The sequence below is a fragment of the Streptomyces sp. ACA25 genome (assembly GCF_028200735.1).
GTDB lineage: Bacteria > Actinomycetota > Actinomycetes > Streptomycetales > Streptomycetaceae > Streptomyces.
Genome location: NZ_JAQKPV010000003.1, coordinates 398086 through 413025, shown reverse-complemented (window position 1 = coordinate 413025; position 14940 = coordinate 398086). Strand labels below are relative to the sequence as shown.

The 14940-nt window shown below is 67.9% G+C and carries 10 protein-coding genes and 1 tRNA gene; 10 read left to right on the top strand and 1 reads right to left on the bottom strand.

The genetic code is table 11. The features are described 5' to 3' along the window. Positions 1–34: 34 nt before the first annotated feature. Positions 35–1297 (bottom strand): pyridoxal phosphate-dependent aminotransferase, encoded by a 1263-nt coding sequence (locus tag PJ985_RS08015; protein WP_271682879.1) that lies wholly within the window; start codon positions 1295–1297, stop codon positions 35–37. A gap of 182 nt (positions 1298–1479) precedes the next feature. On the opposite strand from PJ985_RS08015, the gene PJ985_RS08010 reads away from it, so the two are divergent. From PJ985_RS08010 to PJ985_RS07965, 10 genes are all read left to right on the top strand, one after another. Continuing rightward, positions 1480–1552 (top strand) — tRNA-Trp (locus PJ985_RS08010). Positions 1553–1702: 150 nt separating this feature from the next. After that, on the top strand, positions 1703–1972 hold the full coding sequence (gene secE / locus PJ985_RS08005; protein ID WP_443033436.1) for a preprotein translocase subunit SecE: 270 nt from the start codon (positions 1703–1705) through the stop codon (positions 1970–1972). A 79-nt stretch (positions 1973–2051) separates the two neighbouring features. Next, entirely contained in the window at positions 2052–2957 is a 906-nt protein-coding gene (nusG, locus tag PJ985_RS08000; protein ID WP_271682878.1) for a transcription termination/antitermination protein NusG, read from the top strand. A 160-nt stretch (positions 2958–3117) separates the two neighbouring features. Continuing rightward, complete coding sequence (gene rplK / locus PJ985_RS07995) at positions 3118–3555, top strand: 50S ribosomal protein L11 (RefSeq protein WP_271682877.1); 438 nt, start codon at positions 3118–3120, stop codon at positions 3553–3555. A gap of 80 nt (positions 3556–3635) precedes the next feature. After that, positions 3636–4352 (top strand): 50S ribosomal protein L1, encoded by a 717-nt coding sequence (rplA, locus tag PJ985_RS07990; RefSeq protein ID WP_271682876.1) that lies wholly within the window; start codon positions 3636–3638, stop codon positions 4350–4352. A 128-nt stretch (positions 4353–4480) separates the two neighbouring features. Continuing rightward, positions 4481–5542 (top strand): hypothetical protein, encoded by a 1062-nt coding sequence (locus PJ985_RS07985; protein ID WP_271682875.1) that lies wholly within the window; start codon positions 4481–4483, stop codon positions 5540–5542. 364 nt (positions 5543–5906) lie between these two features. Beyond that, the gene (rplJ, locus tag PJ985_RS07980; RefSeq protein ID WP_271682874.1) at positions 5907–6458 is read left to right on the top strand and encodes a 50S ribosomal protein L10; all 552 of its coding nucleotides are present in this window, start codon (positions 5907–5909) and stop codon (positions 6456–6458) included. A gap of 78 nt (positions 6459–6536) precedes the next feature. Next, on the top strand, positions 6537–6920 hold the full coding sequence (rplL, locus tag PJ985_RS07975; protein WP_271682873.1) for a 50S ribosomal protein L7/L12: 384 nt from the start codon (positions 6537–6539) through the stop codon (positions 6918–6920). Between the two features lie 479 nt (positions 6921–7399). Continuing rightward, positions 7400–10879: a DNA-directed RNA polymerase subunit beta gene (gene rpoB, locus PJ985_RS07970; protein WP_271682872.1), complete on the top strand. Its 3480-nt coding sequence runs from the start codon at positions 7400–7402 to the stop codon at positions 10877–10879. A gap of 100 nt (positions 10880–10979) precedes the next feature. Beyond that, entirely contained in the window at positions 10980–14894 is a 3915-nt protein-coding gene (locus tag PJ985_RS07965; RefSeq protein WP_271682899.1) for a DNA-directed RNA polymerase subunit beta', read from the top strand. Positions 14895–14940: the final 46 nt, after the last annotated feature.

Here is a 14940-nt window from a genome sequence, read left to right as displayed (position 1 = left end):
GCTCCTGGCCCCGGACCCCGCGCACGCCCGGTGCTCAGTCGCGGGCCAGGGCCAGGAGCTTCTGGATCCGGGAGATTCCCTCGGCCAGGTCCTCGTCGCCCAGCGCGTACGAGAGCCGCAGGTAGCCGGGGGTTCCGAACGCCTCTCCCGGCACCACGGCGACCTCGGCCTCCTCAAGGATGACCTCGGCCAGCTCCACGCTGGTCCCCGGTCGGCGGCTGCCGCCGGCGGCCAGCGGGATCTCCTTGCCCAGCAACGCCTTCACCGACGGATAGGCGTAGAAGGCACCCTCGGGTTCGGGGCACTCCACACCGTCGATCTCGTTGAGCATCCGCACGATGGTCCGGCGGCGGCGGTCGAACGCCTCCCGCATGGCCGAGACGGCCTCCAGATCACCGGAGACGGCGGCCAGCGCGGCCACCTGGGCGACGTTGCTGACGTTGGAGGTGGCGTGCGACTGGAGGTTGGTCGCCGCCTTGATGACGTCCTGCGGGCCGAGGATCCAGCCCACCCGCCAGCCGGTCATGGCGTACGTCTTGGCGACGCCGTTGACGACGACGCAGCGGTCGGCCAGCTCGGGGACGACCACGGGCAGCGAGGAGAAGGTGGCGTCGCCGTAGACGAGGTGCTCGTAGATCTCGTCCGTCATGACCCACAGACCGTGCTCGGCAGCCCATCGGCCGACGGCCTCGACCTGCTCGCGGGAGTAGACCGCGCCCGTCGGGTTGGACGGGGAGACGAACAGCACCATCTTGGTGCGGTCGGTCCGGGCGGCCTCGAGCTGTTCCACGGAGACCCGGTAGCCGGTCGTCTCGTCGGCGACGACGTCCACCGGGACGCCGCCCGCCAGCCGGATGGACTCGGGGTAGGTGGTCCAGTACGGGGCGGGCACGATGACCTCGTCGCCCGGGTCGAGCAGGGTGGCGAAGGCTTCGTAGATGGCCTGCTTGCCCCCGTTGGTGACGAGCACCTGGGAGGGCTCGACCCGGTAGCCGGAGTCCCGCAGCGTCTTGGCGACGATGGCGGCCTTCAGCTCGGGCAGCCCGCCCGCGGGGGTGTAGCGGTGGTACTTCGGGTTGTGGCAGGCCTCCGCCGCGGCTTCGACGATGTAGTCGGGGGTCGGGAAGTCCGGTTCGCCGGCACCGAAGCCGATGACCGGGCGCCCGGCGGCCTTGAGGGCCTTGGCCTTGGCGTCGACGGCGAGGGTTGCGGACTCGGAGATCGCCCCGACGCGCGCCGAGACGCGGCGCTGCGTGGGTGATCCTGCTGACCTGGCAGTGGGAGTTGCGGCACTCATACCTGGCATCGTCGCAGACGGCGGCCCGCGGTGGCGCGGGGCCCGCTGTGGGCCCGGACGCCGGGAAATGTTCGACGCCCGGGCTTCCAGCACGTACACTCGTGCCTCGTTGGCCCCGGACCACGGTGACCGACGGGGCACCACGGTGTCACGGACGGATGCGGTAGGTTGGGGGAGCACAAAGGGTCGTAGCTCAATTGGTAGAGCACTGGTCTCCAAAACCAGCGGTTGGGGGTTCAAGTCCCTCCGGCCCTGCTACACACGCCACCGTAAGGTGCGTGCATGCGCATGTACGGCACTGCACATCGCCAAGCACAGTCGTGCGGTTGGGGCTCCTGCGCCAACCACACAGCCGCCCGGCTGGGCCGGGCGGCTACAACCATGACCGGGATCGGGTGAGGACGAGTGGCTGGGATCACGGACTCCGTCGAGGCACCGGAGCCCCAGGGGGAAGGCACCGGCCGCCGAGGCAGGCGTGGCAAGAGGGGACCGCTGGGCAGGCTCGCCCTGTTCTACCGTCAGATTGTCGCGGAGCTCCGGAAGGTCGTCTGGCCGACGCGGCACCAACTGACGACCTACACCACCGCGGTGATCATCTTCGTGCTCGTCATGATCGGCATCCTGACTGTGCTTGACTGGGGGTTCAGCCGAGTCATCGAGTACGTCTTCGGCTGACCATTCCGCCCGGGGCGCGGGTCCGCTGCCTCCTGTCGGAAGTTCCACCCCCCTTTGAAGCCAGGAAGAAGCAGCTACCGTGTCGAACCCGAACCCGAACGACGCCGGGCCCCCCGAAGAGGGCGAGGGCACCCCGGGCGACATCCTCGAGGCCGCGGACACCATCGACCAGGCCGAAGCTGCCGACGCCGCGACGGAGCCGCCCGCCGGGGAAGCCGCATCGCGGGCCGAGGGCGGCGAGGCCCCATCCGCTCCCGACGAGGACACTGCCGACGGTGAGTCCGGTGCCGGAGCCGTCGAGGAGGCCGCGGCGGAGACCGCCGAAGGAGAGCCCGAGGCAGAGCCCGCCCAGGAGCCCGAGCCTGTGGACCCGGTCGCCCAGCTCCGGGAGGAGCTGCGCGCGCTGCCGGGGTACTGGTACGTCGTGCACACCTATGCGGGCTACGAGAACCGCGTGAAGAGCAACCTCGAGCAGCGTGCCGTCTCGCTGAACGTCGAGGACTACATCTTCCAGATCGAGGTGCCGCAGGAGGAAGTCGTTCAGATCAAGAACGGCGACCGTCGCACCATCAGGCAGAACAAGCTGCCCAGCTACGTGCTGGTGCGGATGGAACTGACCCCCGAGTCCTGGGGCGTCGTGCGGAACACCCCCGGTGTCACCGGCTTCGTGGGCAACGCCTACGACCCGTATCCGCTGACGCTCGACGAGATCGTGAAGATGCTCGCGCCGGAGGCCGAGGAGAAGGCTGCAGCGGCGGCCGCCGCCGAGTCCGGCCGGCCCGCACCCGGCCGCCGGGTCGAGGTGCAGGTCCTGGACTTCGAGGTCGGTGACTCCGTCACGGTCACGGACGGCCCGTTCGCCACCCTGCAGGCGACCATCAACGAGATCAACGCGGACTCCAAGAAGGTCAAGGGGCTCGTGGAGATCTTCGGCCGTGAGACCCCGGTCGAGCTCAGCTTCGACCAGATCCAGAAGAACACCTGATCGTACCGGCCGGGCAGGCCGGGGCTCCCGTGACGGGAGCCCCGGCCTGCCCGGATTTTGGCGGCACGGCGCTAGCCGTTATCGTTGTGCGGTATGCCTGCGGACAGACGAATTGCTCCTGCCGCAGGCTCGAAACCTCTCACTAGGACCCGGAGAGAGCATGCCTCCCAAGAAGAAGAAGAAGGTCACGGGGCTCATCAAGCTCCAGATCCAGGCCGGTGCCGCGAACCCGGCTCCGCCGGTCGGCCCCGCACTGGGCCAGCACGGCGTCAACATCATGGAGTTCTGCAAGGCCTACAACGCCGCGACCGAGTCGCAGCGCGGTTGGGTCGTGCCGGTGGAGATCACGGTCTACGAGGACCGCTCGTTCACCTTCATCACCAAGACCCCGCCGGCCGCCAAGATGATTCTCAAGGCCGCGGGCGTCGAGAAGGGCTCCGGCGAGCCCCACAAGACCAAGGTCGCGAAGATCACGCGCGAGCAGGTCCGGGAGATCGCCAACAACAAGATGGCCGACCTCAACGCGAACGACCTGGACGCCGCGGAGAAGATCATCGCCGGCACCGCCCGTTCCATGGGTGTCACCGTCGAAGGCTGACGCAGCCCCGTACCCCCTGTACCCGTGGGAGGGCCCGCGCCGGCCCGCACCACGACTCCGATTCCCTTTCAGGAGCAGCAGTGAAGCGCAGCAAGTCCTTCCGCAGCGCGGACGCCAAGATCGACCGGGAGCGGCTCTACGCCCCGCTCGAGGCCGTCCGGCTGGCCAAGGAGACCACCGTCTCCAAGTTCGACTCGACCGTCGAGGTGGCCATGCGTCTGGGTGTCGACCCGCGCAAGGCCGACCAGATGGTCCGCGGCACCGTCAACCTTCCGCACGGCACCGGCAAGACCGCCCGGGTCCTGGTCTTCGCGACCGGTGACCGTGCTGCGGCGGCGGAAGCCGCGGGGGCCGACATCGTCGGCTCCGACGAGCTGATCGACGAGGTGGCCAAGGGCCGCCTCGACTTCGACTCGGTGGTCGCCTCTCCGGACCTCATGGGCAAGGTCGGCCGGCTCGGCCGGGTGCTCGGTCCGCGTGGCCTGATGCCGAACCCGAAGACCGGCACCGTCACCCCGGACGTGGCCAAGGCCGTGACCGAGATCAAGGGCGGCAAGATCGAGTTCCGGGTCGACAAGCACGCCAACCTTCACTTCATCATCGGCAAGGTGTCCTTCGACGAGGAGAAGCTCGTCGAGAACTACGCCGCCGCCCTGGACGAGATCCTGCGGCTGAAGCCGTCGGCCGCCAAGGGCCGGTACGTCCGGAAGGCCACCCTCACCACCACGATGGGCCCCGGCATTCCGCTCGACGGCAACCGCACCCGCAACCTCCTCGTGGAGGACCTGGCGGTCTGAGCCTCGCTCCGGACGCCTTACGGTCCCGTCCGGTCGCGGTCGGGAAGAGCGCCCGTCCCCGTTCTGTCACAGAGCGGGGACGGGCGCTTTTTCGCGGCCAGGGCTGGGCTACCGTGAGTGATCCGAACATGAATTCACACTTCACCCTGGGGGGCGACATGCGTCTCGCACGCACCGTCACGCTGAGCGCGGGCACGGCAGCGCTGCTGATCGTCACGACGGCATGCGGCACGTCCGACGCGAAGCCGGCGGCGGCAGACAAGGCGGACGGGGGAGCCGCCGAGGAGCGCTCGCAGAGCTCGGTCGCCGAGGCGCTGCTCGCCTCGGCGACCAAGTCGAAGGAGGCCACCTCGGTGTCGTTCGAGACGACCATGACGGTCTCGGAGGATGCGGAGAGCTTTTCCTTCACCATGGCCGGGGGCCTGAGCTGGGACCCGGTCGCCATGGACGTCACCCTCGACATGGGCGACATGATGGCGCTCATGGGCGAGAGCGGTCCGTCCGAGCTGCACGTCCGCTGGGTCGACGACGTCATGTACATGGGCGGCTCGGTCTTCGAGGAGCCGCTCGACGGCAAGCAGTGGGCCAAGTTCGACCTCGCGGTCGCCGCGGAGGAGATGAACGACGCGGAGCTGGACCAGCTGATGTCCCGGGTCGACGAGATGTCGCAGAGCCCCGCCGAGCAGCTGGCGATGATGCTGGAGTCCCCCGATGTGGAGTGGAAGGGCGAGGAGGAGCTGGACGGTGTCGCCACCAACCGCTACCGGGGGGTGCTGGCGACGGACGAGCTGGATGAGGACTCCTTCGAGCTGCTGACCCCGGAGGAGCGGAGGGAGGCCGAGGAGCTCATCGACGGGCTGACGGAAGCCGGCGTCGAGGAGATCGAGGTCGATGTGTGGGTCGACGAGCGGGACTACCCGGTCCGGATCGACATGGCGATGAGCGCCGCCGGCCAGGCGGAGATCCTGTACTCCACCCGGTACTCCGACTACGGCAGCTCGCTGACTGTGGAGCACCCGCCGGCCGCCGAGGTGGTCGATGTCGGGGAGCTCGACGGTGCCGGCATGTGGGGTGGCGGCGCGGGCGCCGGTGCCGGCGACACCGGCATGGAGGGCTTGGAGGGCATGGAGGACTGGGACGACGAGGACTGGGACGCCTGGCTGGCGGAGCAGGACGAGAACGACTACTGAGTCCGGGGCCCGGATCCTGAGCCCGGTGGTGTCTCCTGTTCCCCGCCCGTCCGGCGGCCGGGAAACAGGGGACACCGGCACGCGGGCCGCCCCGGCTGTCCCACCCGCCGGATTTGCCTGCGGGAAGCCGCTCGCGTAGTCTTGGCCGGTAGCCAAAGACCGCTGGTAGCTGATGGGGCCCGTCCCCGGCAGCCGAAGGATCCGCTGAATGCGGACGACCCGCGCAGGTGTCCGAGGAAAGATTCCCGGCAGCCCCCCCGCGGGTGCCGGTCGAGTCCCGCCCCGTGCGCTCTGCGCCGGGGCGTTTGTTTTGTCCGGCCCCTTCCGTGCGGTCCCGTCATCCCCGGAAGGAGGGCCGAGGTCCATGGCGAGTCCAGACAAGGTCGCAGCCGTCGCGGAGATCAAGGAAAAGTTCGAGAACTCCCACGCTGCTGTCGTCACCGCGTACACCGGTCTCACCGTGGCGCAGCTCAAGGATCTGCGCCGTTCCCTCGGTGAGCACACCCATTACCGAGTGGCGAAGAACACGCTGACCAAGATCGCGGCCAACGAGGCCGGGGTCACTCAGCTCGACGAGTTCTTCCAGGGCTCCACGGCCGTCGCCTTCGTGACCGGTGACCCGGTCGAGGCGGCAAAGGGTCTGCGCGACTTCGCCAAAGAAAACCCCGCCCTGGTCATCAAGGGCGGCATCCTCGACGGCAAGGCGCTCACCGCCGACGAGATCAACAAGCTTGCGGACCTCGAGTCCCGCGAGGTACTGCTCGCCAAGCTGGCCGGTGGCATGAAGGCGTCGATGGCGAAGGCCGCGGCGACGTTCCAGGCACCGCTCACGAAGTTCGTCCGCACCGCGGACGCCCTTCGCGGCAAGGTCGAGCAGGGCGGTGCCGGTACGCCGGCTCCCGCCGACGCCGAGTAACCCGCTCGGCTCAGCGGGCCCGTACGCCCGCCGTCATGTACATCCGGCACCAGCCGAACTAGTGGAAGGACCGCCACCATGGCGAAGCTCAGCCAGGACGACCTGCTCGAGCAGTTCAGCGAGATGACCCTCATCGAGCTCTCCGAGTTCGTGAAGGCATTCGAGGAGAAGTTCGACGTCGAGGCTGCCGCCCCGGCCGCCATCGCCGTCGCCGGCCCCGCCGCCGGTGCGGCCGAGGCCGAGGCCGAGCAGGACGAGTTCGACGTCATCCTGACCGGCGCCGGCGCCAAGAAGATCCAGGTCATCAAGGTCGTGCGTGAGCTGACCTCGCTGGGTCTGAAGGAAGCCAAGGACCTGGTCGACGGCACCCCGAAGCCCGTCGTCGAGAAGGTCGACAAGGCCGCCGCCACCAAGGCGAAGGAGGCCCTCGAGGCCGCCGGCGCCTCCGTCGAGGTCAAGTGACCTGACGGAGCCCGTGAGCGGGCTCCGCGGTACCGAAGGGCGATCACCCGGTTGGGTGATCGCCCTTCGGCGTCCGGGCGGCGGCTTCCTTGCGGTGTCGGCCCCGGCAGGTATGGTGATCTCCGGCTGTCCCGTCCGGTGTCCCTCGGGGCGGCGGTGTCCTGAAGGCGGGGCCTTGACGAACGGCAGCCGGCAGGCAATTCTCGGGACGCGATCCGCAATCGATTCGGGGTCCGGGGCATGGATCGGTGGCGATGCGGGAAGTGATGCGGCAAGCGGAATCGTGCCCGACGACCGAGGCGGTCGGGAGCGATCCGCGGAACATCGAGGGGCCGTGACGATCCCCGGATACAGGAGTTGGACATCAGTGGGTCTTATGGCTACACTGACCCTTTGCGCTGCCTATTAGCCTCTCCCTGCCCGTCACCAGGGGGACCGGTATGCGCGCAGAGAGTCCGAGCCCTCGGAAGGACCCCCTCTTGGCCGCCTCGCGCAACGCCTCTACGGACAGTATGAACAACGGCACGGCACCGCTGCGTGTCTCTTTTGCGAAAATCAAGGAACCGCTCGAGGTTCCGAACCTCCTTGCGCTGCAAACCGAGAGCTTTGACTGGCTGCTCGGCAATGACGCGTGGAAGGCCCGCGTCGAGGCTGCACTGGACAGTGGGCAGGACGTCCCCAGGAAGTCGGGTCTGGAGGAGATCTTCGAGGAGATCTCCCCGATCGAGGACTTCTCCGGGTCGATGTCACTGACCTTCCGCGACCACCGGTTCGAGCCGCCCAAGAACTCGATCGACGAGTGCAAGGAGCGCGACTTCACGTACGCGGCGCCGCTCTTCGTCACCGCCGAGTTCACCAACAACGAGACCGGCGAGATCAAGTCGCAGACCGTCTTCATGGGCGACTTCCCGCTCATGACCGACAAGGGCACGTTCTGCATCAACGGCACCGAGCGCGTGGTCGTCTCGCAGCTGGTCCGTTCCCCGGGTGTCTACTTCGACAGCAGCATCGACAAGACGTCGGACAAGGACCTCTTCTCGTCCAAGATCATCCCGTCCCGGGGTGCCTGGCTCGAGATGGAGATCGACAAGCGCGACATGGTCGGTGTCCGTATCGACCGCAAGCGCAAGCAGTCCGTCACCGTGCTGCTCAAGGCGCTCGGGTGGACGTCCGAGCAGATCCTCGAGGAGTTCGGACAGTACGAGTCCATGCGCGCCACCCTGGAGAAGGACCACACCCAGGGTCAGGACGACGCGCTGCTCGACATCTACCGCAAGCTCCGGCCGGGTGAGCCTCCGACCCGGGAGGCCGCCCAGACGCTGCTGGAGAACCTGTACTTCAACTCCAAGCGCTACGACCTGGCCAAGGTCGGCCGTTACAAGATCAACAAGAAGCTCGGCGGTGACGAGCCGCTGGACTCCGGCGTACTCACCATCGAGGACGTCGTGGCCACCATCAAGTACCTGGTCAAGCTGCACGCCGGTGAGACCGAGACGGTTGCCTCCGACGGTCAGATCCTCGTGGTCGAGACGGACGACATCGACCACTTCGGCAACCGGCGCCTGCGCAACGTCGGCGAGCTCATCCAGAACCAGGTCCGTACCGGCCTGGCCCGGATGGAGCGGGTCGTCCGCGAGCGGATGACCACCCAGGACGTCGAGGCGATCACGCCGCAGACCCTGATCAACATCCGGCCGGTCGTCGCCTCCATCAAGGAGTTCTTCGGCACCAGCCAGCTGTCCCAGTTCATGGACCAGACCAACCCGCTGTCGGGTCTGACCCACAAGCGCCGGCTCTCGGCGCTCGGTCCGGGTGGTCTGAGCCGTGAGCGGGCCGGGCTCGAGGTCCGCGATGTGCACCCCTCGCACTACGGCCGCATGTGCCCGATCGAGACCCCTGAGGGCCCGAACATCGGTCTGATCGGTTCGCTGGCCGCGTTCGGCCGGGTCAACGCCTTCGGCTTCGTCGAGACCCCGTACCGCAAGGTCGTCGACGGTGTGGTCACCGACGCGGTGAACTACCTCACCGCCGACGAGGAGGACCGCTACGTCATCGCGCAGGCCAACGCCAAGCTGACCGAGGACATGCACTTCGCCGAGGCCCGGGTGCTGGTCCGGCGGCGTGGCGGCGAGGTCGACTACGTCACCGGCACGGACGTCGACTACATGGACGTGTCGCCGCGCCAGATGGTGTCGGTCGCCACCGCCATGATCCCGTTCCTGGAGCACGACGACGCCAACCGCGCGCTCATGGGCTCCAACATGATGCGGCAGGCGGTGCCGCTGCTCAAGGCCGAGGCGCCGCTGGTGGGCACCGGCATGGAGTACCGCTGCGCCACCGACGCCGGTGACGTCATCAAGGCCGAGCAGGACGCCGTCATCACCGACGTCTCCGCCGACTACATCTCGGCGCAGAACGCCGACGGCACCCACGTCACCTACCGGCTGGCGAAGTTCCGCCGCTCCAACCAGGGCACCTCCTTCAACCAGAAGGTGCTCGTCTCCGAGGGCGACGAGGTGAAGGCCGACCAGGTCATCGCCGACGGTCCCTCCACGGACGAGGGCGAGATGGCCCTCGGCAAGAACCTGCTCGTCGCGTTCATGCCGTGGGAGGGCTACAACTACGAGGACGCGATCATCCTGTCGCAGCGCCTCGTGCAGGACGACGTCCTCTCCTCGATCCACATCGAGGAGCACGAGGTCGACGCCCGGGACACCAAGCTCGGTCCCGAGGAGATCACCCGGGACATCCCCAACGTCTCCGAGGAGGTCCTCGCGGACCTCGACGACCGCGGCATCATCCGGATCGGTGCCGAGGTCGAGGCCGGGGACATCCTGGTCGGCAAGGTCACCCCGAAGGGTGAGACCGAGCTGACCCCGGAGGAGCGGCTGCTGCGCGCGATCTTCGGCGAGAAGGCCCGTGAGGTCCGTGACACCTCGCTGAAGGTGCCGCACGGCGAGACCGGCAAGGTCATCGGCGTCCGGCTCTTCGACCGTGAGGAGGGTGACGAGCTGCCTCCGGGCGTGAACCAGCTGGTCCGCGTCTACGTGGCCAAGAAGCGCAAGATCACCGACGGCGACAAGCTCGCCGGCCGGCACGGCAACAAGGGCGTCATCTCCAAGGTGCTGCCGATCGAGGACATGCCGTTCATGGAGGACGGCACCCCGGTCGACGTCATCCTCAACCCGCTGGGTGTGCCGTCCCGGATGAACCCGGGCCAGGTCCTGGAGATCCACCTGGGCTGGCTCGCCTCCCAGGGATGGAAGGTCGAGGGCCCGGACGCCGACTGGAAGCAGCGGCTGGCCGCCATCTCCGCCGACGAGGTCGCCCCCGGCACCAACGTCGCCACCCCGGTGTTCGACGGCGCCCGCGAGGACGAGCTGGCGGGGCTCTTCGAGGCCACCGTCCCGAACCGCGACGGCGACCGACTCGTCATGCCCTCCGGCAAGGCGCGGCTGTTCGACGGCCGCTCCGGCGAGCCGTTCCCGGACCCGGTCTCGGTCGGCTACATGTACATCCTGAAGCTCCACCACCTGGTCGACGACAAGCTCCACGCCCGGTCGACCGGTCCGTACTCCATGATCACCCAGCAGCCGCTCGGCGGTAAGGCCCAGTTCGGCGGCCAGCGCTTCGGTGAGATGGAGGTCTGGGCCCTGGAGGCGTACGGCGCCGCCTATGCCCTGCAGGAGCTGCTGACGATCAAGTCCGACGACGTCACTGGCCGCGTGAAGGTGTACGAGGCCATCGTCAAGGGTGAGAACATCCCGGAACCCGGTATCCCGGAGTCCTTCAAGGTGCTCATCAAGGAAATGCAGTCCCTGTGTCTCAATGTGGAGGTGCTGTCCAGCGACGGCATGTCGATTGAGATGCGGGACACCGACGAGGACGTCTTCCGCGCCGCGGAAGAGCTCGGCATCGACCTGTCCCGGCGCGAGCCGAGCAGCGTCGAAGAGGTCTGACGGGTCCGGCGGGGGGCACTTCCCATCAGAAGTGCCCCCCGGCCGCCCCGGGACCCCGATCAGACCATTGACTGCCACAACCTGAGAGGGATTGACGAGAGTGCTCGACGTCAACTTCTTCGACGAACTGCGTATTGGCCTCGCCACTGCTGACGACATCCGTCAGTGGTCCCACGGCGAGGTCAAGAAGCCGGAGACCATCAACTACCGCACGCTCAAGCCGGAAAAGGACGGGCTCTTCTGCGAGAAGATCTTCGGTCCCACCCGGGACTGGGAGTGCTATTGCGGAAAGTACAAGCGTGTCCGCTTCAAGGGCATCATCTGTGAGCGCTGCGGCGTCGAGGTGACCCGGGCGAAGGTGCGCCGGGAGCGGATGGGCCACATCGAACTGGCCGCCCCCGTCACGCACATCTGGTACTTCAAGGGCGTCCCGTCGCGCCTGGGCTACCTGCTCGACCTGGCCCCGAAGGACCTCGAGAAGGTCATCTACTTCGCCGCGTACATGATCACGTACGTGGACGAGGACCGCCGTACGCGCGACCTGCCGTCGCTGGAGGCACACGTCTCCGTAGAGCGTCAGCAGATCGAGCAGCGCCGGGACGCCGACCTCGAGGCCCGGGCCAAGAAGCAGGAGTCCGACCTCGCCGACCTCGAGGCCGAGGGCGCCAAGGCGGACGTCCGCCGCAAGGTGCGCGAAGGTGCCGAGCGGGAGATGAAGCAGCTGCGGGACCGTGCCCAGCGCGAGATCGACCGCCTGGACGACGTCTGGAACCGTTTCAAGAGCCTGAAGGTCCAGGACCTCGAGGGCGACGAGCTGCTCTACCGTGAGCTGCGCGACCGCTTCGGGACCTACTTCGACGGCTCGATGGGCGCCGCGGCGCTGCAGCGCCGGCTGGAGACCTTCGACCTGAACGAGGAGGCCGAGCGCCTCCGCGAGATCATCCGCACCGGCAAGGGCCAGAAGAAGACCCGTGCCCTCAAGCGGCTGAAGGTCGTCTCCGCGTTCCTGCAGACCTCCAACAGCCCGCGCGGCATGGTGCTGGACTGCGTCCCGGTGATCCCGCCGGACCTGCGTCCGATGGTGCAGCTGGACGGTGGCCGCTTCGCGACCTCCGACCTGAACGACCTGTACCGCCGGGTCATCAACCGGAACAACCGCCTCAAGCGGCTGCTGGATCTCGGCGCCCCCGAGATCATCGTGAACAACGAGAAGCGGATGCTGCAGGAGGCCGTTGACGCGCTGTTCGACAACGGGCGCCGCGGCCGGCCGGTGACCGGTCCGGGCAACCGTCCGCTGAAGTCGCTGTCCGACATGCTCAAGGGCAAGCAGGGCCGCTTCCGGCAGAACCTGCTCGGCAAGCGTGTCGACTACTCGGCCCGTTCGGTGATCGTCGTCGGCCCGCAGCTCAAGCTGCACCAGTGCGGGCTGCCGAAGGCGATGGCGCTGGAACTGTTCAAGCCGTTCGTGATGAAGCGCCTGGTGGACCTCAACCACGCGCAGAACATCAAGTCGGCCAAGCGCATGGTCGAGCGCCAGCGCACCGTGGTGTACGACGTCCTCGAAGAGGTCATCTCCGAGCACCCGGTGCTGCTGAACCGCGCCCCGACCCTGCACCGCCTCGGCATCCAGGCCTTCGAGCCGCAGCTGGTCGAGGGCAAGGCCATTCAGATTCACCCGCTGGTCTGCACCGCGTTCAACGCGGACTTCGACGGTGACCAGATGGCCGTGCACCTGCCGCTCTCCGCGGAGGCGCAGGCCGAGGCCCGCATCCTCATGCTGTCCTCGAACAACATCCTCAAGCCGGCCGACGGCCGGCCGGTCACCATGCCCACCCAGGACATGGTGCTCGGGCTGTTCTTCCTCACCACCGACGAGGAGGAGCGCGTGGTCAAGGGCGAGGGCCGGTCCTTCGCCTCCACCGCCGAAGCGATCATGGCGTTCGACGCCGGGGAGCTGTCGATCCAGGCCAAGGTCGACATCCGCTTCCCCGTCGGCACGGTGCCGCCCCGCGGCTGGACCCCGCCGGCTCCGGCGGGCGACGCCGGGGACCACGGCACGGACGACTGGCAGCCCGGAGACAGCTTCCGGATGCGTACCACCCTGGGCCGCGCGCTCTTCAACGAGCTGCTGCCCGAGGACTACCCGTTCGTCGACCAGCCGGTCGGCAAGCGGCAGATCTCGGAGATCGTCAACGACCTGGCCGAGCGCTACCCGAAGATCGTGGTCGCGGCGGCGCTGGACAACCTGAAGTCCGCCGGTTACTTCTGGGCCACCCGGTCCGGGGTCACCGTGGCCGTCTCCGACATCGTGGTGCCGGAGGCCAAGAAGGCGATCATCGCCTCGTACGAGGCTCAGGACGAGAAGGTCCAGAAGCAGTACGAGCGCGGTCTGATCACCAAGGACGAGCGCACCCAGGAGCTCATCGCGATCTGGACCAAGGCGACCAACGAGGTCGCCGAGGTGATGAACACCAACTTCCCGAAGACCAACTCCATCTTCATGATGGTGGACTCCGGGGCCCGCGGAAACATGATGCAGATGCGTCAGATCGCGGGTCTGCGTGGCCTGGTGTCCAACGCGAAGAACGAGACCATCCCGCGGCCGATCAAGGCGTCCTTCCGCGAGGGTCTGTCCGTGCTGGAGTACTTCATCTCCACGCATGGCGCCCGTAAGGGTCTGGCCGACACCGCCCTGCGCACCGCCGACTCCGGGTACCTCACCCGCCGTCTGGTGGACGTCTCCCAGGACGTCATCATCCGCGAGGAGGACTGCGGCACCGACCGCGGTCTCAAGCTGGACATCGCGGCCAAGGGTGCGGACGGAGTGCTGCGCAAGGCGGACAACGTCGAGAGCAGTGTCTACGCCCGTTGCTGCGCCGAGGACATCACCCTCGAGGGCAAGGTGCTGGCCCCGGCCGGTACCGACCTCGGTGACGTACTCATCGACGAGCTGGTCCGGCACGGTGTCGAGACGGTCAAGACCCGCTCGGTGCTGACCTGTGAGTCGGCGGTCGGCGCCTGCGCCAAGTGCTACGGCCGTTCGCTGGCCACCGGCAAGCTCGTGGACATCGGCGAGGCGGTCGGCATCATCGCCGCCCAGTCCATCGGTGAGCCCGGCACCCAGCTGACGATGCGGACCTTCCACACCGGTGGTGTGGCGGGCGACGACATCACCCAGGGCCTGCCGCGTGTGGTCGAGCTCTTCGAGGCCCGGCAGCCGAAGGGTGTCGCGCCGATCTCCGAGTCGGCCGGCCGGGTGCGGATCGAGGAGACCGAGAAGACCAAGAAGCTCGTCGTCACCCCTGACGACGGCTCGGAGGAGACCGCCTACCCGGTCTCCAAGCGGTCCAGGCTCCTGGTGGGGGAGAACGACCACGTCACGGTCGGTCAGCCGCTCACCGTCGGTGCCGCCAACCCGCATGACGTGCTGCGCATTCTGGGCCAGCGCGCTGTCCAGGTCTACCTGGTCAACGAGGTGCAGAAGGTCTACAACTCGCAGGGTGTGGCCATCCACGACAAGCACATCGAGATCATCGTCCGGCAGATGCTGCGCCGGGTGACGATCATCGAGTCCGGGGATGCCGAGCTGCTGCCCGGCGAGCTGGTCGAGCGGGCGAAGTTCGAGAGCGAGAACCGCCGTGTGGTGGCGGAGAGCGGTCACCCGGCCTCCGGCCGTCCGCAGCTCATGGGCATCACCAAGGCCTCGCTGGCCACCGAGTCGTGGCTGTCGGCGGCGTCCTTCCAGGAGACCACCAGGGTCCTCACCGACGCGGCCATCAACGCCAAGTCGGACTCCCTGATCGGCCTCAAGGAGAACGTCATCATCGGTAAGCTCATCCCGGCCGGCACGGGCCTGTCCCGGTACCGGAACATCCGGGTGGAGCCCACCGAGGAGGCGAAGGCCGCGATGTACTCGGCCGTCGGATACGACGACATCGACTACTCGCCCTTCGGTACCGGCTCCGGCCAGGCGGTCCCGCTGGAGGACTACGATTACGGCCCGTACCAGGGCTGAGTCACGGATACTCCGGAACTTTCCGGTGTGAAAGGCCGGCGGGCCG